Annotated in this window: 18 protein-coding genes and 3 rRNA genes; all 21 read left to right on the top strand. The window is 63.3% G+C overall.

What is annotated here, in order from left to right:
• The first annotated feature begins 2 nt into the window (after nt 1-2).
• The 21 genes from argC to recN all read left to right on the top strand — a co-directional run bounded on the left by argC (nt 3) and on the right by recN (nt 23,601).
• A complete protein-coding gene (gene argC, locus CIHUM_RS05330; RefSeq protein ID WP_034999918.1) occupies nt 3-1,058 on the top strand; it encodes an N-acetyl-gamma-glutamyl-phosphate reductase in 1,056 nt (351 codons plus the stop codon).
• A gap of 55 nt (nt 1,059-1,113) precedes the next feature.
• Complete coding sequence (gene argJ, locus CIHUM_RS05335) at nt 1,114-2,274, top strand: bifunctional glutamate N-acetyltransferase/amino-acid acetyltransferase ArgJ (RefSeq protein ID WP_034999919.1); 1,161 nt, start codon at nt 1,114-1,116, stop codon at nt 2,272-2,274.
• A gap of 12 nt (nt 2,275-2,286) precedes the next feature.
• Nucleotides 2,287-3,222, top strand: coding sequence for an acetylglutamate kinase (gene argB, locus CIHUM_RS05340; protein WP_392389868.1), 936 nt, complete (start codon nt 2,287-2,289; stop codon nt 3,220-3,222).
• Nucleotides 3,219-4,397, top strand: coding sequence for an acetylornithine transaminase (locus CIHUM_RS05345; RefSeq protein ID WP_273680247.1), 1,179 nt, complete (start codon nt 3,219-3,221; stop codon nt 4,395-4,397). Before argB ends, CIHUM_RS05345 begins: the two co-directional genes overlap by 4 nt.
• A gap of 4 nt (nt 4,398-4,401) precedes the next feature.
• The gene (gene argF / locus CIHUM_RS05350) at nt 4,402-5,343 is read left to right on the top strand and encodes an ornithine carbamoyltransferase (protein ID WP_034999922.1); all 942 of its coding nucleotides are present in this window, start codon (nt 4,402-4,404) and stop codon (nt 5,341-5,343) included.
• The gene (locus CIHUM_RS05355) at nt 5,340-5,837 is read left to right on the top strand and encodes an arginine repressor (RefSeq protein ID WP_034999923.1); all 498 of its coding nucleotides are present in this window, start codon (nt 5,340-5,342) and stop codon (nt 5,835-5,837) included. The genes argF and CIHUM_RS05355 overlap by 4 nt, the downstream gene beginning before the upstream one ends.
• A gap of 90 nt (nt 5,838-5,927) precedes the next feature.
• A complete protein-coding gene (locus CIHUM_RS05360) occupies nt 5,928-7,142 on the top strand; it encodes an argininosuccinate synthase (protein WP_034999924.1) in 1,215 nt (404 codons plus the stop codon).
• 3 nt (nt 7,143-7,145) lie between these two features.
• Nucleotides 7,146-8,582: an argininosuccinate lyase gene (argH, locus tag CIHUM_RS05365; protein ID WP_035000016.1), complete on the top strand. Its 1,437-nt coding sequence runs from the start codon at nt 7,146-7,148 to the stop codon at nt 8,580-8,582.
• 271 nt (nt 8,583-8,853) lie between these two features.
• Nucleotides 8,854-9,405: a VWA domain-containing protein gene (locus tag CIHUM_RS05370; protein ID WP_051106487.1), complete on the top strand. Its 552-nt coding sequence runs from the start codon at nt 8,854-8,856 to the stop codon at nt 9,403-9,405.
• Between the two features lie 38 nt (nt 9,406-9,443).
• Entirely contained in the window at nt 9,444-9,761 is a 318-nt protein-coding gene (locus tag CIHUM_RS05375; protein WP_148363858.1) for a hypothetical protein, read from the top strand.
• On the top strand, nt 9,758-9,937 hold the full coding sequence (locus tag CIHUM_RS05380) for a Trm112 family protein (protein WP_034999925.1): 180 nt from the start codon (nt 9,758-9,760) through the stop codon (nt 9,935-9,937). Before CIHUM_RS05375 ends, CIHUM_RS05380 begins: the two co-directional genes overlap by 4 nt.
• Nucleotides 9,938-9,949: 12 nt before the next feature.
• The gene (tyrS, locus tag CIHUM_RS05385; protein ID WP_034999926.1) at nt 9,950-11,212 is read left to right on the top strand and encodes a tyrosine--tRNA ligase; all 1,263 of its coding nucleotides are present in this window, start codon (nt 9,950-9,952) and stop codon (nt 11,210-11,212) included.
• Nucleotides 11,213-11,838: 626 nt separating this feature from the next.
• A 16S ribosomal RNA gene (locus tag CIHUM_RS05390) occupies nt 11,839-13,355 on the top strand.
• Between the two features lie 391 nt (nt 13,356-13,746).
• Nucleotides 13,747-16,829: ribosomal RNA gene (locus CIHUM_RS05395) — 23S ribosomal RNA — on the top strand.
• A 166-nt stretch (nt 16,830-16,995) separates the two neighbouring features.
• A 5S ribosomal RNA gene (gene rrf / locus CIHUM_RS05400) occupies nt 16,996-17,113 on the top strand.
• The 16S, 23S and 5S rRNA genes sit together here, the layout of an rRNA operon.
• An 815-nt stretch (nt 17,114-17,928) precedes the next feature.
• Nucleotides 17,929-18,921 (top strand): tetratricopeptide repeat protein, encoded by a 993-nt coding sequence (locus CIHUM_RS05405; protein ID WP_074432008.1) that lies wholly within the window; start codon nt 17,929-17,931, stop codon nt 18,919-18,921.
• Between the two features lie 4 nt (nt 18,922-18,925).
• Nucleotides 18,926-19,909, top strand: a complete 984-nt coding sequence (locus tag CIHUM_RS05410; protein ID WP_034999087.1) for an HAD-IIA family hydrolase — start codon at nt 18,926-18,928, stop codon at nt 19,907-19,909.
• Between the two features lie 5 nt (nt 19,910-19,914).
• Entirely contained in the window at nt 19,915-20,085 is a 171-nt protein-coding gene (locus CIHUM_RS05415; RefSeq protein WP_172796708.1) for a hypothetical protein, read from the top strand.
• Between the two features lie 21 nt (nt 20,086-20,106).
• Nucleotides 20,107-20,931, top strand: a complete 825-nt coding sequence (locus CIHUM_RS05420; protein ID WP_034999083.1) for a TlyA family RNA methyltransferase — start codon at nt 20,107-20,109, stop codon at nt 20,929-20,931.
• Nucleotides 20,932-21,852 (top strand): NAD kinase, encoded by a 921-nt coding sequence (locus tag CIHUM_RS05425; protein WP_034999081.1) that lies wholly within the window; start codon nt 20,932-20,934, stop codon nt 21,850-21,852.
• Between the two features lie 21 nt (nt 21,853-21,873).
• The gene (gene recN, locus CIHUM_RS05430; RefSeq protein WP_034999079.1) at nt 21,874-23,601 is read left to right on the top strand and encodes a DNA repair protein RecN; all 1,728 of its coding nucleotides are present in this window, start codon (nt 21,874-21,876) and stop codon (nt 23,599-23,601) included.
• Nucleotides 23,602-23,608 lie beyond the last annotated feature (7 nt).

The raw sequence follows: 23,608 nt of genomic DNA on the forward strand, positions 1-23,608 counted from the left end.
CCATGTCAGAAAGCAAGGTTGTCAAAGTAGCGGTCGCGGGGGCCACGGGCTATGCGGGCGGTGAGATTCTCCGCCTGCTGCTGGGCCACCCGGCGTATCTCGCGGGGAAGCTAAAGGTCGGCGCGCTCACCGGGGCGTCCAGCGCCGGCCAGAGCGTCGGCGAGCTCATGCCGCATCTGCCGGAGCTTGCAGACCGGATCATTGAAGAGACGACCGTCGAGGTGCTTTCCGGCCACGACGTGGTCTTTTTGGGGCTCCCGCACGGCCACTCCGCTGCCATCGGCGCCGCACTGGGCGAGGACGTCATGGTCATCGACTGCGCGGCCGACTTCCGCTTGCGCGACGCTAGGGCGTGGCGTGCCTATTACGGCTCGGAACACGCAGGCTCCTGGCCCTACGGTCTGCCGGAGTTGCCGGGGCACCGTGAGGACGTCGCAAAGGCAACGCGCATCGCTGTCCCCGGGTGCTTTCCCACGGGTGCCACGCTCGCCGCATGGCCGGCAGTGCAGGCTGGATTGGTCGAGCCGGACCTGACGGTTGTGGCCGTCACCGGCGTTTCCGGGGCCGGCAAAAAGGCCAAGGTGGACATGCTCGGCGCCGAGACGATGGGCTCGCTGAAGGCATACAGCGTCGCAGGCGCACACAGGCACACTCCAGAAATCGCGCAAAACCTCGAGGAAGTCGCGGGCGGCCAGGTCGCGGTAAGTTTCACCCCCGTGCTCGCGCCGCTGCCGCGTGGCATCCTCACCACCGTCACCGCGCCGCTGGAGCAGGGCACGGACGTGGAGACGGTGCGCGCTGCCTACGAAAACGCCTACGCCGAGGAACCGTTCGTGCACCTGCTGCCCGCCGGCCAGCAGCCGCAAACGCAGCACGTGGTGGGTTCCAACATGTGCCACGTCCAGGTTGAGGTGGACCAGGCAGCCAGCAAGCTTGTTGTCACCAGCGCCATTGACAACCTGACCAAGGGCACCGGGGGAGCGGCGGTGCAGTGCATGAACCTCGCGCTCGGATTCGAGGAGGGGGCGGGTCTGTCGCGAGCCGCGGTGGCTCCGTAACCGCCGACGAGACCCCCAAACTAGCTTCCTCATTTCCCGAAAGGATCCCTCCATCATGAGTGCTCTTGGAGTCACCGCACCTCAAGGCTTTTCCGCCGCCGCCACAGGCGCGGGCCTGAAAGCATCCGGCAGCCCGGGCATCGCCGTCGTGGTCAACGAAGGCCCCGAGTTCGCCGCCGCCGCCGTATTCACCCGCAACAAGGTCTTCGCCGCGCCCGTGAAGGTCAGCCGCGCGGCCGTGGCCGCAGGCGAGCTGAAAGCGGTGGTGTTTAACTCCGGCAACGCCAACGCCTGCACCGGGGAGCAGGGGCTGCATGACGCGCAAATTATGCAGCAACTCACGGCCGAAGGTGTGGGCGCGGAGCCCACGCAAGTCGCTGTTTGTTCGACCGGCATCATCGGCGATCTGCTGCCGATGGAAAAGGTGGAAAGCGGCATCGCAGCCGTCGTCACGCAGCTCGGCGACCACGGGGCAGACGCCGCCGATGCCATCCGCACCACCGACACCATCGCCAAGGAAGTCTTGGTCAAGGGCGACGGCTGGACTGTCGGAGGCATGGGTAAAGGTGCCGGCATGATGGCGCCGTCGCTGGCGACGATGCTGGTGTGCCTGACCACCGACGCGAAGGTAAATGCCCAGGCGCTGCAGACAGCGCTGGAGCGCGCCAACTCAACCACCTTCAACACCCTGGACATCGACGGCTCCACCTCCACCAACGACACCGTTATCGCGATGGCTAGCGGCGCAAGCGGGGTGTCCCCGGACCAGGACGAACTGGACGCTGCGGTACACGAAGCATGCGCGCAGCTGGCCGGGATGATGCAGTCCGACGCCGAGGGCGTGACCAAGCGGGTGAGCATCACCGTCGAAGGAGCCGCAGACGATGAGCAGGCGCTGAATGCCGCGCGCACCATCGGGCGCGACAGCCTGGTCAAGACCGCCATGTTCGGCTCGGACCCGAACTGGGGCCGCGTGCTTGCCGCCGTCGGCATGGCTGACGCGGAAATGGACGCGGACAACATCTCGGTGACCTTCAACGGGCACACCGTCTGCGAATACTCCACCGGTGCCCCCGGCGCGCGAGACGTGGACCTAAGTGGTGCGGACATCGCGGTTGTGGTGGACCTGGGCACTGGCGGCGAGGGCCGCGCGACGGTGCGCACGACGGACTTGTCGCACGCCTACGTTGAGATCAACTCGGCCTACACCAGCTAAGGAGTGCGCGAGATGATGCCGAATTTGTCCAACGAGCAGCGCGCCACCGTGCTGGCGGAGGCGCTGCCGTGGCTGCAGCACTACCGCGACAAGATTGTCGTGGTCAAATACGGCGGCAACGCCATGATCGATGAGGACTTAAAGGCCGCGTTCGCCGCCGACATGGTGTTCCTGCGCACCGTGGGCGCGAAACCCGTGGTGGTGCACGGAGGCGGTCCGCAGATCACCCAGATGCTCGCCCGCCTGGGCTTGGACGGCGGAGATTTCATCGGCGGGTTCCGCGTGACTACTCCGGAGATCCTGGACGTGGTGCGCATGGTGCTCTTCGGCCAGGTGGGCCGGGACCTTTTGGGCAAGATCAACTCGCACGGGCCCTACGCAGTAGGCACGTCGGGCGAGGACGCCGGGTTGTTTACTGCGAAGCAGCGCAAGGTGGTAGTCGACGGCGAGCCGCAGGACATTGGCCTGGTGGGCACAATCACGGATGTGAACCCGGAAGCGGTGATGGACATCATCGAGGCCGGCCGAATCCCGGTGGTCTCCGGAATCGCCCCGGGGGAAAACGGCGAGGTCTACAACATCAACGCCGACGAAGCCGCCGGCGCGCTCGCCGCCGCAATCGGTGCAGAGCGCCTCGTGGTGCTCACCAATGTTGAAGGACTGTACACGGACTGGCCGAACAAGGACTCGCTGCTGTCCAAGATCGAGGCGGGGGAGCTGGCCAAGATGCTCCCTGGCTTAGACACCGGCATGATCCCCAAGATGGAGGCCTGTCTCAACGCGGTCAAGGGTGGGGTGAAGGCAGCGCACGTCATCGACGGCCGCGTGGCGCACTCTGTGCTGCTGGAGCTTCTGACCATGGGAGGCGTTGGCACCATGGTGCTGCCGGACGATTACGACCGAGCGCACTACCCGGACGGCACGATCTTTAGAAAGGACGACGCATGAGTGAGTTTTCGTCGCGCTGGACTTCCGCGCTGTTAGATACCTACCCGACGCCGCCCGTGGAGCTTGTCTCCGGCGAAGGTGCCACCGTCACTGACGCGGACGGCAACACCTACATCGACATGCTCGCAGGCATTGCCGTCAACGCGCTCGGCCACGCGCATCCGGCGATAGTGGACGCCGTCAGCGCGCAGGTGGCGCGCTTGGGGCACGTGTCCAACATCTTCGGCTCCCAGCCGGTGGTGGAGGTCGCCGAAGCGCTGCGCGCCCGGGTTGGCGACGACACCGCGCGGGTATTTTTCTGCAACTCCGGCGCCGAGGCCAACGAGGCCGCCTTCAAGCTGGCACGTCTGACCGGCCGCCGCCGCATCCTCGCCGCGGAGCGCGGCTTCCACGGCCGCACCATGGGCTCGCTGGCGCTGACCGGCCAGCCGGATAAGCGCGCCCCGTTCGAGCCGATGCCGGCAGGCGTGGAATTCTTCACCTACGGCGACATCGAGGCGCTGGAAGCACTGGTGCAGCAGGACCCGGGCAACACCGCCGCGATCATTCTGGAGCCCATCCAGGGCGAAACGGGAGTCATCCCCGCGCCGGAGGGCTTTCTCACAAAGGTGCGCGAGCTTTGCGACGCCCACGGGATCCTCTTCATCACCGACGAGGTGCAAACCGGCGTCGGCCGCACCGGCGACTTCTTTGCCTTCCAGCACGAAGGCGTCCTGCCGGACGTGATCACCATGGCTAAAGGCTTGGGCGGCGGACTGCCCATCGGAGCGACCATCGCCCGCGGCAGGGCGGCGACGCTTTTTACCCCGGGGTCGCACGGCACCACCTTCGGCGGCAACCCGGTGGCCTGCGCCGCAGCAAAAGCAGTACTGGGCGTCGTCGACGAAGCCTTCCTCACGGAAGTTCGCCGTAAGGGGCAACTGCTTATCGACGCCGCTTCGCAGGTCCCTGGTGTCGCCCAGGTCCGCGGGCGCGGGCTGATGCTCGGGGTGGTGCTGGATGAGGCGGTGGCGAAGCTCGTCGTCAAGCAGGGGCTCGAGGAGGGCCTGATTTTGAATGCGCCAGGTGAAAACGTCATTCGACTGACACCGCCCCTGGTGATTACCGACGATGAAATTGTTGAGGCGATGAAGCGCCTCGCCCGCGCAATCGACGCAGCGAAAGATAGGAGCTAAACCGATGGTCAGACACTTCCTGGCAGACGACGACCTGACACCCAACGAGCAAGCCGAGGTGCTCGCGCTTGCCGCGGAGCTGAAGCGCGACCCCTTCTCGCGCCGACCGCTGGAGGGGCCGAAGTCCGTCGCCGTGCTGTTCGACAAGACGTCTACCCGCACGCGCTACTCCTTCGACGCCGGCATCGCGCAGCTCGGCGGACACGCGATTGTCACCGAAAGCGGCAACTCGCAGATGGGCACGAAGGAGAACTACCAAGACACCGGCGCGGTGCTTTCACGGTTTGTCGAGGCGATTGTGTGGCGCACCTACTCCCACAACAACCTGCGGGAAATGGCGGAAACCGCCACCGTGCCAATCATCAACGCCCTGTCCGACGACCTGCACCCGTGCCAGATCCTCGCCGACCTGCAAACGGTGGTGGAAAACTTCTGCCCAAACGAGGGCCCGGCGGGGTTGAAGGGGCTGAAGGCCGTCTACCTGGGAGACGGCGACAACAACATGGCTAACTCCTACCTCATCGGTTTTGCCACTGCCGGCGTGGACATCACCGTCATCGCGCCGGAAGGCTTCCAGCCGCGCGAAGAATTCGTTGCCCGCGCACGGCGCCGCGGTGAGGAAACCGGTGCTGCAGTGGCATTGACCTCCGATATCGCCGCTGCGGAGGGCGCGCAGGTGGTCATCACGGACACGTGGGTATCCATGGGCATGGAGGAGGACAGCAAGGACCGTCGCACCCCGTTTTTGCCGTACCAGGTGGATGCTGCCCTGATGTCGCGCGCGGCCGAGGATGCAATATTCTTGCATTGCCTTCCCGCGTACCGCGGGAGCGAAGTCGCCGCGGACGTCATCGACGGGCCGCAATCGCGCGTCTTCGATGAAGCGGAAAACCGCCTGCACGCCCAAAAGGCGCTGCTGGCCTGGCTTTTGGAGCACCAAGTATGACCCAACCTGTATCCCGCACCGCGCGGCAGGCGAGAATCCTCGAGCTGCTCGAATCAACCCGCGTGTCCTCCCAGGTGCAGCTGTCCGAGCTGCTGCTGGATGAGGGGATCGACATCACCCAAGCCACCCTCTCGCGCGACCTGGACGAGCTCGGCGCGAAGAAGGTGCGCCCCCGTGCGGGCGGCCGCGCCTACTACACCGTGGGCTCGGAGGCGGACTCGCTGGAAACGGCGCACTCCGGCCCGCGCGAAAAGCTGCGTCGCATGATCGAGGAGCTGGTCGTCTCCGTCGACTACTCCGGGCAGATCGCCGTGGCGCGCACGCCTCCCGGGGCGGCCCAGTACCTGGCCAGCTATATCGACCGCGTGGGGCTCGACCAAGTGGTCGGCTCCATCGCTGGCGACGACACGGTCTTCGTGGTCGGGCGCGAGCCACTCACCGGAAAAGAGCTGGCGCAGCAGCTGTTCGGGCTGAAAGAAAGCGTCGGCGAGTAGACATCGCCACACCGATCGCATAATTTTACGTACACTGTATAATACTGAATAACTCGGAACCATCCTGGACTTCGAAGGAGATCTTTCACTATGACTAACCGCGTTGTGCTCGCGTACTCGGGCGGCCTGGACACCTCTGTCGCCATCCCGTACCTCGCCGAGATGACCGACGGCGAGGTCATCGCCGTCTCTCTGGACCTGGGGCAGGGCGGCGAGGACATGGAGTCCGTTCGCCAGCGCGCGCTGGACTGCGGCGCTGTGGAGTCCATCGTGGTGGATGCCAAGGACGAGTTCGCTGAGGAATACTGCCTGCCCACCATCAAAGCCAACGGCATGTACCAGGGCGAATACCCGCTGGTCTCCGCCATTTCCCGCCCGCTGATTGTCAAGCACTTGGTGGAGGCCGGCCACAAGTACGGCGGCACCCACGTCGCCCACGGCTGCACCGGCAAGGGCAACGACCAGGTCCGCTTCGAGGTCGGCTTCCTCAACCAGGACCCGGACTTGGAGATCATCGCCCCGGCCCGCGACTACGCCTGGACCCGCGACAAGGCTATCGAGTACGCCGAGGGCAAGGACCTACCGATTGAGCAGTCCGCCGCGTCTCCGTTCTCCATCGACCAGAACGTCTGGGGCCGCGCAGTCGAGACCGGCTTCCTGGAGGACCTGTGGAACCCGCCGACAAAGGACCTCTACGCCTACACCGAGGATCCGGCGCTGGGCAACGCCCCGGACGAGGTGATCATCTCCTTCGAGGCCGGTACGCCGGTGGCTATCGACGGCCGCAAGGTCACCGTCCTCGAGGCCATCGAGGAGATGAACCGTCGCGCCGGCGCCCAGGGCATCGGCCGCCTGGACATGGTGGAGGACCGCCTGGTGGGCATCAAGTCCCGCGAGGTCTACGAAGCACCGGGTGCTGTTGCGCTGATCACCGCGCACAAGGCGCTTGAAGACGTCACGGTCGAGCGCGAGCTGGCCCGCTACAAGCGCCTCATCGACGCCCGCTGGTCTGAGGAGGTCTACGACGGCCTCTGGTTCGGCCCGCTGAAGCGCTCCCTGGACGCGTTCATCGAGTCCACCCAGGAGCACGTCACCGGCGACATCCGCATGGTGCTGCACGCCGGCACCTGCACCGTCAACGGCCGCCGCTCCAACCACTCCCTGTACGACTTCAACCTGGCCACCTACGACACCGGCGATTCCTTCGACCAGACCCTGGCCAAGGGCTTTGTGCGCCTGCACGGTCTGTCCTCCCAGATCGCCAACAAGCGCGATCGTGCCGCTGGCGCCGACCAGGAGAAGTAGTTGATGCAGCAGCACAAGACCAATGAGGGCGCACTGTGGGGCGGCCGTTTCTCCGGCGGCCCCTCTGAGGCGATGTTCGCCCTGTCCGTGTCCACCCACTTCGACTGGGTGCTCGCACCCTACGACGTGCTCGCGTCCAAGGCGCACGCGAAGGTGCTCAACAAGGCAGGTTTGCTTAGCGACGACAACCTCGCGGTCATGCTCGACGGCCTCGACCAGCTCGGACGCGACGTCGCCGACGGCTCGTTCGGCCCGCTGCCCACGGACGAAGACGTGCACGGCGCGATGGAGCGGGGCCTGATCGAACGCGTCGGACCCGAGATAGGCGGACGCCTGCGCGCGGGCCGGTCCCGCAACGACCAGGTTGCGGCGATGTTCCGCATGTGGCTGCGCGACGCACTGCGTGGTGTGGCCCAGGACGTCTCGGACCTGGTCGACGCAATCGTCGAGCAGGCCGAGGCCCACCCGGACGCGATCATGCCCGGCAAGACCCACTTCCAGGCCGCGCAGCCGATCCTGCTGGCGCACTCGCTCCTGGCGCATGCCCAGCCGCTGCTACGCGACTTAGAGCGCATCCAGGACGCGGACAAGCGGCTGGCGGTCTCGCCGTACGGCTCCGGTGCGCTGGCGGGTTCCTCGCTGCACCTGGATCCGGAGGCGATCGCCGCAGAGCTCGGCTTCGATTCCGCCACGGACAACTCGCTCGACGGCACCGCCTCGCGCGATTTCGCCGCCGAGTCCGCCTACGTGCTGGCCCAGATCGCCATCGACGTCTCCCGCTTCGCCGAGGAGATCATCGCCTGGTCCACCCCGGAGTTCGGCTACGTCACGCTGCACGACGCGTGGTCCACAGGCTCATCGATCATGCCGCAGAAGAAGAATCCGGACGTGCCGGAGCTCGCCCGCGGCAAGGCTGGCCGCTTGATTGGCAACCTCACCGGCCTTTTGTCCACGCTGAAAGCGATGCCGCTGGCGTACAACCGCGACCTGCAGGAGGACAAGGAGCCGCTGGTGGATTCGGTGACCCAGCTGTCCATTCTCTTGCCGGCGTTTACCGGGCTGGTGTCCACCCTGACGTTCCACGAGGACCGTATGCGCGAGCTGGCCCCGGCAGGGTTCACGCTGGCGACGGATCTGGCCGAGTGGATGGTGCGCCAGGGCGTGCCGTTCCGCGAGGCCCACGAGGCGTCCGGTGCCTGCGTGCGCATCGCGGAGTCCCGCGGCGTGGATCTGGTCGACCTGACGGATGAGGAACTGCAAAGCGTCGATAGGCGTCTGCTTCCGGAGGTCCGGGAGGTGCTCACCGTTGACGGTGCGGTGGCATCCCGCGACACCCGCGGCGGCACCGCGCGCCCGCGAGTGGAGGAGCAGCGCGAGCGTGTGCGCGAAGCGAACAAGGCTGCGCGCGAGTGGGCGAAAACACCGGTGCGCTCGCAATAGTTGTTCGATTGTGGCGCGCATCTCGGCCCGGCCATTTAGCATGTGAGGCATGAATGTGCCGAGCAGCCATGACGCCAAGCCCCGGGGACGGAAAGTCTCCGTGGTGCTTGGCGTCATTTTAGTTGGGGTGGTCATCGCCGCCGTCACGCTGGGTCGGGGGGGCTGCTGCCCTTCGGCGACGGGGATGAGGGGGAAACAACCGGCGGGCCCGGCGGCAAGCTGACGCAGCTGCACGGCGTGATCGGCTCGGAAAAGCGGGCCTACTTCCAACATGCCTGCGGAGATCGCGAATCAGCAGGTCATCGAGCTGCCGTTCCCCGCGAACGAAGGCGTGGTGGATGAGCTGCTTTACGCCTACGACAACTCCTACCGCCAGCCCGGCACCACCACCTTCGTGCTGGACACCTCGGGCTCGATGGAAGGCGAGCGCATCGCCTCGCTCAAGGGCATCATGCATTCGCTTATCGACGGCTCCGCCTCCACCCTCACCGGCGACGTTTCCCTGCGCGACCGGGAGAACGTCACGCTGCAGTCCTTCGCGAGCCGGCCGAATGAGCCCGTCACCGCGCGGTTCTCCCACGAGGACCCGGCGTCAGCCACGAAGCTGACCGAGTACGTTGATGGGCTCCGCGCCAGCGGCTCCACCGCGATGTACCAGACGCTGCTGGCAGCGCTGCGCGAGACGGATCCGGCCGGCGGGATCCCGTCGATAGTCTTGCTCAGCGACGGCGAAGACACCGTGGGCCCGCGTTTCTCTGAGTTCAAAAAAATACGAGCAACTGCCGGCCGCGCCTCGGCGGTGCCCGTCCGCCGCGCCAGGTGATCGCCCAGGCGCGTGCGCTCGAAGACACTGTCCGGTTTGTGCTCTCCGAGTGGGAGCATTTGGAACCCACCCCGGAGCACCGCCAAACGATTTGGAATGTGGTGAAGGTGTACTACCCGGAGGTCGTCGACACGTATCTCGACGCTCCGCAGTACCGCGACGCCTCTGCGGTGCGGGTGGTTGCGGACTCTTTGACCACGCTTACGCGCGCGGCAGGACGGGTGCGGCAGGGCATATTGGACGACAACCTGCGGGCGATGGACTCCCAGGCGCAGTTTTTACGAGAGGAGCTCGGCGAGTTGCCCGGACTCGACGACAGCTACCGCGGCGGCGACGGGTACGATCCGAAACCATGAGTCTGGATCCGAAGCTTCTCAGCGTCCTCGCGTGCCCCAAGGACAATGGCCCGCTGGAATATAACCAAGAACAGCAGCTCTTGGTCAACGAACGCCTCGGAATTGCCTATCGTATTGACGACGGCATCCCGGTTCTGCTCATCGACGAAGCAGAGCCCTACACCCCAGCGAACTAGAAGAAAGCGACCATGACTTCCACCAACATCATTGATGAGCTGACCTGGCGCGGCCTGATCAACCAGTCCACCGACCTGGATAGCTTGCGCGAGGCAACCGAAACACCGATCACCCTGTACTGCGGCTTCGACCCGACCGGTCCGTCGCTGCACGCCGGCCACCTCGTGCCGCTGTTGATGCTGCGGCGCTTTCAGGAGGCTGGCCATACCCCAATCGTGCTCGCCGGCGGCGCCACGGGCATGATCGGCGATCCGCGCGACGTGGGGGAGCGCTCCATGAACTCCGCGGACACCGTTAAGGACTGGGCGGGTCGCATCTCCGGCCAGCTTCAGCGCTTCGTGCATTTCGACGGCGACAACGCAGCAAAGCTGGTCAACAACAACGACTGGACTAAGGACCTCGGCGTGATCGAGTTCCTGCGCGACATTGGCAAGCACTTCTCCCTGTCCACAATGCTTGGACGCGAGACGGTGAAGCGCCGCCTGGAAAACGACGGCATCTCCTACACCGAGTTCTCCTACATGTTGCTGCAGGCCAACGACTTTGTGCAGCTGCGCCGCGAGCACGACTGCATCCTGCAGATCGGCGGCGGCGACCAGTGGGGCAACCTCGTTGCTGGCGTAGACCTGAACCGCCGCATCGACGGCGCACAGACCCACGCGCTGACCGTTCCGCTGGTCACCGACTCCGAGGGCAAGAAGTTTGGCAAGTCCACAGGCGGCGGATCGCTGTGGCTCGACCCAGAGATGACCAGCCCGTACACCTGGTACCAGTACTTCGTGAACACCGCGGACGCCGACGTGATCCGTTACCTGCGCTGGTTCACCTTCCTGGACCAGGAGGAACTCGCCCGCCTCGAGGTGGAGGTTGCGGAGCGTCCCTTCAAGCGCGAGGCGCAGCGCCGCCTTGCCCAGGAGATGACGGATCTGGTCCACGGCGTGGAAGCGCGCGAAGCCGTCGAGCTCGCCTCCCAGGCGTTGTTCGGTCGCGCGGAGCTTTCGGATCTGGATGAGGCAACTCTCGCCGCCTCCGTTTCCGAGACCGACGTTTTCGAGTTCTCCGGCGAAACCACCATCGTGGACCTGCTCGTTGGTGCCGGGCTGGCGGATTCCAAGGGCGCCGCCCGCCGCTCCATCAAGGAGGGCGGCGCGTACGTGAACAACGTCCGCATCGAAGACGAGGCGTGGGCGCCCACCGAGGACGACTTCCTCCACGGTTCCTGGCTGGTGCTGCGGCGCGGCAAGAAAAACTTCGCGGGCGCGAAGCGCGTGTAGCACCCAGCTTTACGACGAGCTATCGCCCAGGCCAGTTTTACCCTCTGGCCTGGGCGTTTTGTGTTGTGTTTGCGTTCGTGGTTATATTTCCATCCGTTGCTTCCGAGCGGTTCGGCCGGTTGGGAGGGACGAGTTAATTTGAATAGGGGTTACGTTCTGGTTAACCGGGGTTTAACGTGAGTTTGACTTTTGGTTGGTTGGTTGTGTAACTTCTGACGAAGCCGCTTTTCCGGCTGGGGCCGTGTTTGGTTCTGGTTGGTGGGTGTGCTGGTGTTGTTTGAGAACTCGATAGTGTGCCAATGTACTTTTGTTGCGTGGGTGTGTTTGCCTGCCTTTTTGTGCACTGTGTGGTGTGCGCCCTGTGTTTGGGTGTGTGCCGGTGGTGGCGTGGTTGAATTCCAATGATGGATCGCGTCATCTTTTGGTTCATAGTGTGCGTGGGGTGTGGTTGAACATGTTTCACGTATGTTTTTTGATCGGCCCTGTTTTGCCCCGTCGGGTTGGGGTCGGTTGTTGAACCTTGTAATTTTTGGATTTTTGCCAGTCCGGCGCCTGTTTGGGTGTTGGTTGGTTTGTTTTTGGTTGGGTATTGGGCTTTTCACGGCCTGTTTCTTTCTGAAACGTTTTTTGTGGAGAGTTTGATCCTGGCTCAGGATGAACGCTGGCGGCGTGCTTAACACATGCAAGTCGAACGGAAAGGCCAGTGCTTGCACTGGTACTCGAGTGGCGAACGGGTGAGTAACACGTGGGTGATCTGCCCTGCACTTCGGGATAAGCCTGGGAAACTGGGTCTAATACCGGATAGGACCACATTTTGGATGGTGTGGTGGAAAGTTTTTCGGTGTGGGATGAGCTCGCGGCCTATCAGCTTGTTGGTGGGGTAATGGCCTACCAAGGCGTCGACGGGTAGCCGGCCTGAGAGGGTGTACGGCCACATTGGGACTGAGATACGGCCCAGACTCCTACGGGAGGCAGCAGTGGGGAATATTGCACAATGGGCGCAAGCCTGATGCAGCGACGCCGCGTGGGGGATGACGGCCTTCGGGTTGTAAACTCCTTTCGCTAGGGACGAAGCGTATTTGTGACGGTACCTGGAGAAGAAGCACCGGCTAACTACGTGCCAGCAGCCGCGGTAATACGTAGGGTGCGAGCGTTGTCCGGAATTACTGGGCGTAAAGAGCTCGTAGGTGGTTTGTCGCGTCGTTTGTGTAAGCCCGCAGCTTAACTGCGGGACTGCAGGCGATACGGGCATAACTTGAGTGCTGTAGGGGAGACTGGAATTCCTGGTGTAGCGGTGGAATGCGCAGATATCAGGAGGAACACCGATGGCGAAGGCAGGTCTCTGGGCAGTAACTGACGCTGAGGAGCGAAAGCATGGGTAGCGAACAGGATTAGATACCCTGGTAGTCCATGCCGTAAACGGTGGGCGCTAGGTGTGAGTCCCTTCCACGGGGTTCGTGCCGTAGCTAACGCATTAAGCGCCCCGCCTGGGGAGTACGGCCGCAAGGCTAAAACTCAAAGGAATTGACGGGGGCCCGCACAAGCGGCGGAGCATGTGGATTAATTCGATGCAACGCGAAGAACCTTACCTGGGCTTGACATACACCAGATCGCCGTAGAGATACGGTTTCCCTTTGTGGTTGGTGTACAGGTGGTGCATGGTTGTCGTCAGCTCGTGTCGTGAGATGTTGGGTTAAGTCCCGCAACGAGCGCAACCCTTGTCTTATGTTGCCAGCAATTCGGTTGGGGACTCGTGAGAGACTGCCGGGGTTAACTCGGAGGAAGGTGGGGATGACGTCAAATCATCATGCCCCTTATGTCCAGGGCTTCACACATGCTACAATGGTCGGTACAACGCGTTTGCGAGCCTGTGAGGGTGTGCTAATCGCTGAAAGCCGGTCGTAGTTCGGATTGGGGTCTGCAACTCGACCCCATGAAGTCGGAGTCGCTAGTAATCGCAGATCAGCAACGCTGCGGTGAATACGTTCCCGGGCCTTGTACACACCGCCCGTCACGTCATGAAAGTTGGTAACACCCGAAGCCAGTGGCCTGTTAAAGGGAGCTGTCGAAGGTGGGATCGGCGATTGGGACGAAGTCGTAACAAGGTAGCCGTACCGGAAGGTGCGGCTGGATCACCTCCTTTCTAAGGAGCTTTTATTTTGTGTGCCCACAGTTGTGGGTGTGTGTGGTTGAGTCGCCGAGTGTGTGACTGCCGCATTGTTTTTGTTTTGCCGGGTGGAGGCATACCCGCTGGTCGCCGTGTCATCGAAGGTGGTGATGGTGGTGCCTGGTTGGGGTGTGTGCTGCGTGGTGTTGGGTTGGTGGATTCACCATATCGCGTGACAAAAGGGTTTTTCGTTGGTGCACTGTTGGGTGTCTGGGGCAGCATTGGTTGTTCCTGTTGGGCCCTGCGTACACGGCTGCAGTGTTGTGGTTGTTTGTGTGTGGGGTTGTGTTGTGTGAGAACTGTATAGTGGACGCGAGTATCTTTCTTTTTTGTGTTTTGGTGTTTATACCTGTTTGTTTGTGTGTCCGTGTGTTTTGTTACGGGCGTATGGTGGATGCCTTGGCATGCTGAGCCGATGAAGGACGTGTGAGGCTGCGTTATGCCTCGGGGAGTTGCCAACAAAGCGTTGATCCGAGGATGTCCGAATGGGGAAACCCAGCACCGGTTGTGTGGTGTTACCCGCAGGTGAATTCATAGTCTGTGTGGGGGTTGACGCGGGGAAGTGAAACATCTCAGTACCCGTAGGAGAAGAAAACAATTGTGATTCCGTGTGTAGTGGCGAGCGATAGCGGATGAGGCTAAACCGTGTGCGTGTGATACCTGGCAGGGGTTGCGTGTGCGGTGTTGTGGGGCGCAAGTGTTGCAGGCTGCCGACTGCAAGCGCAATTTGCATGCATCAGCGGAAGCATCTGGGATGGTGCACCGGAGTAGGTGATGAGTCCTGTACGTGAAGGTGTGTGTGGTTGTGTTGTTTGTGTTCCCGAGTAGCAGCGGGCTCGTGGAATCTGCTGTGAATCTGCCGGGACCACCCGGTAAGCCTAAATACTCAGTGTGACCGATAGTGAATGAAGTACCGTGAGGGAATGGTGAAAAGTACCCCGGGAGGGGAGTGAAAGAGTTCCTGAAACCATGCGCTTACAATCCGTCAGAGCACCTTGTGTGTGATGGCGTGCCTTTTGAAGAATGAGCCTGCGAGTCAGCGGCATGTCGCGAGGTTAACCCGTGTGTGTGGGGTAGTCGTAGCGAAAGCGAATCCGAATAGGGTGGCAAGTGGCATGTCCTGGACCCGAAGCGGGGTGATCTACCCATGGCCAGTGTGAAGCAGCTGTAAGAGGTTGTGGAGGCGCGAACCCACTTAGGTTGAAAACTGAGGGGATGAGCTGTGGGTAGGGGTGAAAGGCCAATCAAACTCCGTGATAGCTGGTTCTCCCCGAAATGCATTTAGGTGCAGCGTGATGTGAGCTTGCCGGAGGTAGAGCTACTGGTTGGTTGAGCGGGACTATCATCTTAGCGACGTCAGCCAAACTCCGAATACCGGTTATAGTGGTGCATTGCAGTGAGACTGTGGGGGATAAGCTTCATAGTCGAGAGGGAAACAGCCCAGATCGCCGGTTAAGGCCCCTAAGGGTGTGCTAAGTGGAAAAGGATGTGGGATCGCGAAGACAGCCAGGAGGTTGGCTTAGAAGCAGCCATCCTTGAAAGAGTGCGTAATAGCTCACTGGTCGAGTGGTTCCGCGCCGACAATTCAGTGGGGCTCAAGCACACCGCCGAAGCCGCGGCAAACAATTTTGTTGTTTGGGTAGGGGAGCGTCGTGTGTGGGGTGAAGCCGTATCGGAAGGAGCGGTGGACTGCATGCGAGTGAGAATGCAGGCATGAGTAACGAATGGCAAGTGAGAATCTTGCCCGCCGGATGACTAAGGGTTCCTGGGTCAAGTTCGTCTTCCCAGGGTGAGTCGGGTCCTAAGGCGAGGCCGACAGGCGTAGTCGATGGTCAACGGGTTGATATTCCCGTACCCGTATGTGCGCGCCCAGTATCGAAGCGGTGAGACTAACCACCCTGATCTGCCGATCGTTGCCATCCCTTCGGGGATGGTTGGTTGGTGGTGATGCGTGGGGCCTGATCCGTGGTAGGTCAGTGATGGGGTGACGCAGTGAGGTAGCTAAGCCGCTTATTGGATTGCGGTGCAAGCGTGTGGCACGACAACATTGGTCAAATCCGGTTGTCATCAAGTGTGAGGCGTGATGCGTAGCCCTTATGTGGGTGATGTTGGTGATCCTGTACTGCCGAGAAAAGCCTCTAGCGATGTGCATGTACGGCCCGTACCCATAACCGACACAGGTGGTCAGGTAGAAAATACTAAGGCGAGCGGGTGAACTGTGGTTAAGGAACTCGGCAAAATGCCCCCGTAACTTCGGGAGAAGGGGGACCACAACCGGTGACACACATTCGTGTTGAGCTGGTTGGGGTCGCAGAGAAGAGAGGGGAGCGACTGTTTATCAAAAACACAGGTCCGTGCGAAGACGGTTAAGTTGATGTATACGGACTGACGCCTGCCCGGTGCTGGAAGGTTAAGAGGACCCGTTAGGACATTGTGTCCGAAGCGGAGAATTTAAGCCCCAGTAAACGGCGGTGGTAACTATAACCATCCTAAGGTAGCGAAATTCCTTGTCGGGTAAGTTCCGACCTGCACGAATGGCGTAACGACTCCCTTGCTGTCTCAACCACAGGCCCGGTGAAATTGCAGTACGAGTAAAGATGCTCGTTTCGCGCGGCAGGACGAAAAGACCCCGGGACCTTCACTATAGCTTGGTATTGGCATTCGGTGCGGTTTGTGTAGGATAGGTGGGAGACTTGGAAGCATGCACGCCAGTGTGTGTGGAGTCGTTGTTGAAATACCACTCTGACCGTAGTGGATATCTAACCTTGGCCCATGATCTGGGTTGGGGACAGTGCCTGGTGGGTAGTTTAACTGGGGCGGTTGCCTCCCAAAATGTAACGGAGGCGCCCAAAGGTTCCCTCAGCCTGGTTGGCAATCAGGTGTGTAGAGTGTAAGTGCACAAGGGAGCTTGACTGCGAGACTTACAAGTCGAGCAGGGACGAAAGTCGGGACTAGTGATCCGGCACCTACTTGTGGATGTGGTGTCGCTCAACGGATAAAAGGTACCCCGGGGATAACAGGCTGATCTTCCCCAAGAGTCCATATCGACGGGATGGTTTGGCACCTCGATGTCGGCTCGTCGCATCCTGGGGCTGGAGTAGGTCCCAAGGGTTGGGCTGTTCGCCCATTAAAGCGGCACGCGAGCTGGGTTCAGAACGTCGTGAGACAGTTCGGTCTCTATCCGCCGCGCGCGTTGAAACTTGAAGAAGGCTGTCCCTAGTACGAGAGGACCGGGACGGACGTACCTCTAGTGTGCCAGTTGTTCCGCCAGGAGCACGGCTGGTTGGCTACGTACGGGAGGGATAACCGCTGAAAGCATCTAAGCGGGAAGCCTGTTTTAAGATGAGGTTTCATTTGAGGTTCCCAGGAGACTACTGGGTTGATAGGCCGGACCTGGAAGCACAGCAATGTGTGGAGGCGACCGGTACTAATACACCAATAAACACCATTCACACACCAATAGGTTGTGAACACCGCGAAGAAACACACAAGCATTGTGCTTGCGTCCACTGTGCAGTCACTGACACAACACACCAACCCGGTTTGCACCGGGATGGCCAACGTGTAATTGCATAACGCTGAATTGTTGATCAGTCGCACATGCCCCTATAGGTGTGTCGGTGGTTGATGGCGGCGGGGAAACGCCCGGTCCCATTCCGAACCCGGAAGCTAAGCCCGCCCGCGCCGATGGTACTGCTCCCGGGAGGGAGTGGGAGAGTAGGTTACCGCCGACCCAACAACTTCACACAAGCACCCGCCGCACCAACACTGATGGTGCGGCGGGTGCTTTGCTATGCCTGGCCCGAACCCACCTGGCTAGACTCCGCATTGCGGACAACACCAGATACACCAACTATTGGCGCTTACCCACGAAAGTCCGGGGTGCAACTCCGCATTGCGGACAACCACACCCGCACCCATCATTGGCGCACACCCATGAAAACCCCGGGACGGAACCACCCGGCGGGACGCGACCTGCCAATGAGGGGCCACAGAGGTCGCGGGGCCAGCACACGCAGCCACGATGACGCCTCCTGTTCGGCGAAAGTCGAGTACCGGACGTCGAGTACGCCCGCATACACCGACGGACTCGACCTCCGCTACTCGACCAACAACGCACCCACAACAACCCAGGTACGGTCCACACTCCGCCTTGCGGACAACACCATATACACCAACTATTGGCGCACACCAACCGATTCCGTGCCCGGGCCGACTCCGCATTGCGGACAACAAGAGCCGGCCCCATCATTGGTATGCACCCACGAACTGCAGATCGGGGCGATACTCCGCAATGCGGACAACCCCAGATACACCCATCATTGGTGCACCCCCACAAATATTTCCGAGTGGCACCCCCACAAACCGACAATCCACCAGGGCAAACACGGCGCGACGTGTACGACCAGTGCGATAGCCCTTAGGTAGGTTCTGGTTGCGGGGGCTGCGAGCGCGGGAGCGCGCGGCGGATCCTGCAGGTGGTGGGAGCAGTATGTGCCCGAGTGCCCAGCTTTCCTATAATGGTCGAGATTAGAAACGGAGGTCCCCTATGGCAGATGTGGACGAGGGAAGAGGGCAGGAGCGCTCTTTCGGTGACAAGGGTCGCGAGGACCGTCGGCGCGGGGAACGCGGTGGCCGCGATGCCCGTAACCGTGATGGTCAGGGCGGATCCCGTGGTGGTCGGTCCCATCGGGGTGAAGGCCGTGGTCGAGACGGTGAGCGTCGCCGAGACGGAGGACGCAACGGCCGGCGCGGCGACGCCCGTCGTGGAGAAGGCCGTGGCCGGGATGGCGACCGCCGCCGGGGTCGTGGCGGCGTGCGCCACGACCGATCCAACCCGCGCCGTGAGGGCTTCCGCGAGGATCGCATGGCGCAGAAGGAGCAGGAGCCCGATCTGCCGCAGGGCCTGGAAATCTCCGACCTGGATCCTTCTGTACTGCAGGATTTGAAGGTGTTGTCGAAGGATAATGCGGAGCGTGTCGCAAAGCATATGCTCATGGCGACCGACCTGCTTTACGACGACCCGAAGCTCGCGCTTCAGCACGCGCGCGCGGCGAAGAACCGCGCGGGGCGCGTCGGTGTGGTGCGCGAGACCAACGGTGTCGTCGCGTACCACGCTGGCGAGTGGAAGGAGGCGCTGTCTGAGCTGCGCGCCGCTCGTCGTATCTCCGGTGGTCCTGGCTTGCTGGCTGTGATGGCGGACGCTGAGCGCGGCCTTGGGCGCCCGGAGAAGGCGCTGGAGCTTGGCCGCAGCCCGGAGGCGCGCGAGTTGGACGAGGCCGGCCAGATTGAGTTGGCGATCGTCCTGGCTGGTGCTCGTCATGATCTCGGACAGCATGAGTCTGCTGTTGCGCAGCTGCAGCGGTTGAACCCGTCGCTGGGTTCCCAAGGCTTTGAACAGGCCCGCCTGAGCTACGCCTACGCGGACGCGCTTCTGGCTACTGGTGAAAAGGCTGAGGCGAAGCGGTGGTTCGAGCACGTGGCCAAGATTGACGTCGACGGCATGACTGACGCGTCCGAGCGTGTGGCGGAACTGGGCTAGGCATATGACGCTTGCGGCGAACCACGACGGCCTGCTGCTGGACCTCGATGGCACCGTCTGGTCTGGCGGTGAGGTGATTGAGCACGCTGTCGAGGCGATTAACGCCTCGGGCCTGTCCGCGATGTATGTGACCAACAACGCCTCTCGCAGTGCCAAGGATGTCGCAGAGATGCTCCGGGCCATTGACCTTGATGCGGCTGAGGGGGACGTGCTCACGTCCGCGATGGCGGCGGTGACCATGGCGGCGCGCTATCTCGATCAGGGCGATGCGGTTTATGTCGTGGGCGCGCCGTCGCTGCGCCAGCTCGTTCAAGAGGCCGGCTACCGGATCGTGGACAGCGCCGACGATGCGCCGAAGGTGGTGCTGCACGGCCACAACCCGGACACCGGGTGGCGCCAGCTGTCGGAGGCGGCGCTGAGCCTGCAGCAAGGGGCGAAGTACCTGGCCACGAATCTGGACACCTCGCTGCCGATGGAGCGCGGTTTCATGGTGGGCAACGGGTCCATGGTCGCGGCTGTGACTTCGGCGACTGGGGTTGTGCCGGAGGCGGCGGGCAAGCCGGAGCCGGCGATGTTTACCCAGGCTGCGAAGGCGCGCGGTATGAATAAGCCGCTCGCTGTGGGCGACAGGTTGGACACGGACATTGCTGGCGGCGTCGCCGCGGGCATGCCTGCGCTGCACGTGCTCACCGGCGTTTCCGGCCCGCACGCGCTGCTGCAGGCGCCGCCGGAGCACCGCCCGACCTACATCGCGGCGGACATGCGCGGCCTCAGCGAGTCGCCTGAGCAACTCTCCCCGGGTGTGCAGGAGGGCTTCGAGGCGCGTATCGACGGCTCCGCCATCGTCCTCACCGGCGGCAACGCCAACGCCTCCAGCTTGGCTGCCCTCCGCACCGCACTCGACGTGGCGTGGCAGCAGCCTGACCCGCCGGCTGAGGTGCGTGCGGAGACTGACGCCGCTGAGGCGGCGCTCGCAGAGTGGTGGTGACGCTGATGAGCCCGGCTCCGATTCCCCGCGACCCGCGGGCACCGAAGGTCAGCGCTGAGGAAGTGACACAGCGCGTTGAGTCGATTCTGGCGGAGGCGACGGATGGCCTCGCAGCGGAGGTGGACGCGCTGACTCGGGCGCACGCGGTGCTGCACGAGGCGCTGTCCGACAATTAGTTAAGAAAGGGGGCCGCTACCGTGGCACCGAAACGCACCCGGCTCGACGCGGAACTGGTCCGCCGCAAGATCGCGCGCTCGCGTGAGCAGGCGCAGAACTGGATCAAGGAAGGTCGCGTCCAGGTTGGTGGGTTCACCGCGACCAAACCCGCGACGGTGGTGGAGCCGGATGCTTCCATCAAGGTCAACACCGCCGATGTGGACGATTGGGCGTCACGTGGTGCGCATAAGCTGCTGGGTGCGCTTGAGGTGTTTGGCGGGGGCGGGCTTGTCGTCGAGAAGCGAAAGGCGTTGGATGCTGGTGCCTCGACCGGTGGGTTTACTGATGTGCTGCTGTCGCGTGGCGTAAGTGAGGTCGTGGCGGTGGACGTGGGCTACGGCCAGCTGGTGTGGCGGCTGCAAAACGACGAGCGCGTGCGTGTGCTTGACCGGACCAACATCCGCAACCTCACCCCGGAGATGATGGGCGGGCCGGCGGATCTCATGGTCGGCGACCTGTCGTTCATCTCCCTGAAGCTGGTGCTGCCGGCGCTGGTGGAGTGCATGGTCGACGGCGCGGACATGCTGACCATGGTCAAACCGCAGTTCGAGGTGGGCAAGGACCGCCTCGGCAGCGGCGGCGTCGTGCGTTCGCCGGAGCTGCGCGCGGAGGTCACGCTGGACGTCGCGCGTTTCGCACAATCGCTGGGATTGTCGGTGCGCGGAGTGACGGCATCCCCGCTGCCGGGACCGAGCGGCAACGTGGAATACTTTTTGTGGTTGGTGAAAGACGGGGGCGAGCAGCAGCTTGACGACGACGCACTGACCGCGCTGGTCAACCGGGCGGTCGAGGAAGGACCGAAGTAGATGGGTGATTCAACACGCCGCGAGATCCTGCTGGTGCCGCACCTGTTCAGGGCCTCCAATATTGATTCGGCGGCCCGGGCGGCGCAGCTTCTGCAGCAGGCGGGCATTGAGGTCCGCCTGCTCGAGCAGGAGCAGATGGACGTCATTGAGACCAACCCGGTGCTGTGCGGGCTGACCCGCGCGAAGGCGGACGACTCCGCGGCTGCGGGGTGCGAGCTGGTGCTGGTGCTCGGCGGCGACGGGACGTTTCTGCGGGCGGCGAGCTACGCGCGTGCGCAGGACATTCCGGTGCTGGGCATCAACTTGGGCCACGTGGGCTTCCTCGCGGAAGGGGAAGCGTCGAGTTTGGAAAAAGTCGTCGGCCAGGTGATCGACCGCTCGTACCGCGTGGTGGAGCGGATGACGTTAGACGTTTCTGTGCTTGGCGAGGGCGGCGAGGTGCTCGGCCGCAGCTGGGCGCTCAACGAGTGCAGTATTGAGAACTCGGACCGCACCCGCGTGCTGGACGCGACGCTGGAGGTGGATTTCCGCCCCGTGTCCTCATTCGGTTGCGACGGCGTGCTCATTTCCACGCCGACGGGCTCGACCGCGTACGCGTTTTCCGCCGGCGGGCCGGTGATGTGGCCACAGCTGGAGGCGATCCTGGTGGTACCGAACAACGCCCACGCGCTGTTTGCCAAGCCCCTGGTGGTCGCGCCGACGTCGACTGTGGCGGTGGAATCGGAGCGGCAGACCACGCAGGCCACCGCGGTGATGGACGGCCAGCGCCGCCTGACGGTGCCTGCCGGTTCGCGCGTTGAAGTGGTGCGGGGCGAGCGCGGGGTGCGCTGGGTACGCTTGGACGATAGACCGTTCACGGACAAGCTCGTGGACAAGTTCCAGCTCCCGGTTTCCGGGTGGCGCGGCCCGCGCGGGGCGTAAATCTGACAGGGAGGCACGTTTTTGCTCGCTGAGATCGCTATCTCCAACCTTGGCGTGATTAGCCACGCCTCGTCCGAGCTTTCGCCGGGGTTGACTGTGCTCACGGGCGAGACGGGCGCGGGTAAGACGATGGTGGTCACAGGCCTGCGCCTGCTCACCGGCGGGCGTGCGGACGCCTCCCGCGTGCGCACCGGCGCCGACGGCGCGGTGGTGGAGGGCGCGTTTGGCACCCAATGCCTGCCGGATGAAGTGCGCGAGGCTATCGACGCTATTGCGGCCGGTGCCGGAGCCGAACCGGACGAGAACGGTGAGTACCTGGTGTCGCGCTCTGTGAAGGCCTCGGGGCGCTCCAGCGCGCACCTCGGCGGGCGCAAGGTGCCGGCGGCGACGCTAAGCGAGCTAGCGGGCCACCTGCTTACCATCCACGGCCAGAACGACCAACTGCGGCTGATGGCGCCGGAACAGCAGTTGGCGGCCCTCGACCGCTTCGACCCGGCCATCCAGGCCAAGCTGGACGCGTACCGCGAGGCGTACACCGCGTGGCGCAGCGCCGCGAAGGAGCTGAAGGAGCGCACGGAAGAACGCCTGGAGCTGGCGCAGGAGGTGGACCGCCTCCAGTTCGCCATCGACGAGATCGATGCGGTAGCACCGCAGGCCGGCGAGGACGAGGAACTGGTGGCCACCATCAACCGTCTCCAAGACGTGGACGCGTTGCGCGAGGCTGCCGAGACCGCGCTTGTGGCTATCGACGGCGCGGACGCCGTCGGCGGTGTCGGCGGGGAAGAAGAGCCAGCCTCCGACCTGATCGGCCGCGCCCAGGCTGCCCTCGAAGGCGCAAGCGACCAGGAGTTGCGGGACCTGGGGGCCAGGCTGGGCGAGGTCGCCGGTGTGCTCTCGGACGTCTCGGCGGAGCTGGGCAGCTACACCAGTAGCCTGCCGTCCGACCCAGAGGAGCTGGAGAAGCTCCTGCAGCGCCAGCAGGAGATCAAGGGCTTGACCCGCAAGTACGCTCCGGACGCGGCAGGTGTGGTGGCGTGGCGTGACAAGGCGGGGGAGCGGCTGGCGAAGATCGATACGTCGGAAGGTGCCGTCGAAAAGCTCAAGGCGAAGGTGGCCGAGCTCGAGCGGTCGATGAGAAAGCATGCGGCCGCGCTGACGAAGGCGCGCACCAAGGCCGCGGGCAAGCTGGGCGCGGCGGTGACCGAGGAGCTGCACGGGTTGGCGATGCCGAAGGCGCAGCTTTCCGTCAACGTCACTCAGGCACAGTACGGCCGCGACGGCGCCGACGCGGTGGAGATCCTGCTCGCGCCGAACAGCGCGCTTGAGCCGAAGCCGCTGGCCACGAGCGCGTCCGGCGGCGAGCTGTCGCGCGTGATGCTCGCGCTGGAGGTCATCTTGTCTGAATCCTCCAGTGGCGCAACACTCGTTTTCGATGAGGTGGACGCGGGCGTGGGCGGGCGCGCAGCAGTGGAGATTGGCCGGCGCCTTGCGCGTCTGGCCCGCGGCAACCAGGTCATCGTGGTCACGCACCTGCCGCAGGTCGCAGCCTATGCTGACACGCACCTGCACGTGTCCAAGGACATCGGTGACGTGGCCGTGACCTCCGGTGTTGCTGCGTTGCAAAGGGAAGAACGCATCGAGGAGTTGGCCCGCATGATGGCCGGGATGGACGATTCGGACACCGGCCGCGCCCATGCCGCCGAGCTGTTCGAGCGCGCACAGGGTGAGGTGGCGCAGTTGCGCGGTTAGTTCCCCG

This window comes from Corynebacterium ihumii (genome assembly GCF_028609825.1).
GTDB classification, from domain to species: Bacteria; Actinomycetota; Actinomycetes; order Mycobacteriales; family Mycobacteriaceae; genus Corynebacterium; species Corynebacterium afermentans.

What these genes read in the sequence shown, in the direction of transcription:
- CIHUM_RS05355 (WP_034999923.1), top strand. Translation starts at nt 5,340, where the DNA reads ATGACCCAACCTGTATCCCGCACCGCGCGGCAGGCGAGAATCCTCGAG.
- CIHUM_RS05405 (WP_074432008.1), top strand. Translation starts at nt 17,929, where the DNA reads ATGGCAGATGTGGACGAGGGAAGAGGGCAGGAGCGCTCTTTCGGTGAC.
- CIHUM_RS05380 (WP_034999925.1), top strand. Translation starts at nt 9,758, where the DNA reads ATGAGTCTGGATCCGAAGCTTCTCAGCGTCCTCGCGTGCCCCAAGGAC.
- CIHUM_RS05345 (WP_273680247.1), top strand. Translation starts at nt 3,219, where the DNA reads ATGAGTGAGTTTTCGTCGCGCTGGACTTCCGCGCTGTTAGATACCTAC.
- CIHUM_RS05415 (WP_172796708.1), top strand. Translation starts at nt 19,915, where the DNA reads ATGAGCCCGGCTCCGATTCCCCGCGACCCGCGGGCACCGAAGGTCAGC.
- CIHUM_RS05425 (WP_034999081.1), top strand. Translation starts at nt 20,932, where the DNA reads ATGGGTGATTCAACACGCCGCGAGATCCTGCTGGTGCCGCACCTGTTC.
- argF (WP_034999922.1), top strand. Translation starts at nt 4,402, where the DNA reads ATGGTCAGACACTTCCTGGCAGACGACGACCTGACACCCAACGAGCAA.
- argJ (WP_034999919.1), top strand. Translation starts at nt 1,114, where the DNA reads ATGAGTGCTCTTGGAGTCACCGCACCTCAAGGCTTTTCCGCCGCCGCC.
- argC (WP_034999918.1), top strand. Translation starts at nt 3, where the DNA reads ATGTCAGAAAGCAAGGTTGTCAAAGTAGCGGTCGCGGGGGCCACGGGC.
- CIHUM_RS05360 (WP_034999924.1), top strand. Translation starts at nt 5,928, where the DNA reads ATGACTAACCGCGTTGTGCTCGCGTACTCGGGCGGCCTGGACACCTCT.
- CIHUM_RS05410 (WP_034999087.1), top strand. Translation starts at nt 18,926, where the DNA reads ATGACGCTTGCGGCGAACCACGACGGCCTGCTGCTGGACCTCGATGGC.
- tyrS (WP_034999926.1), top strand. Translation starts at nt 9,950, where the DNA reads ATGACTTCCACCAACATCATTGATGAGCTGACCTGGCGCGGCCTGATC.
- argH (WP_035000016.1), top strand. Translation starts at nt 7,146, where the DNA reads ATGCAGCAGCACAAGACCAATGAGGGCGCACTGTGGGGCGGCCGTTTC.
- argB (WP_392389868.1), top strand. Translation starts at nt 2,287, where the DNA reads ATGATGCCGAATTTGTCCAACGAGCAGCGCGCCACCGTGCTGGCGGAG.
- CIHUM_RS05370 (WP_051106487.1), top strand. Translation starts at nt 8,854, where the DNA reads ATGCCTGCGGAGATCGCGAATCAGCAGGTCATCGAGCTGCCGTTCCCC.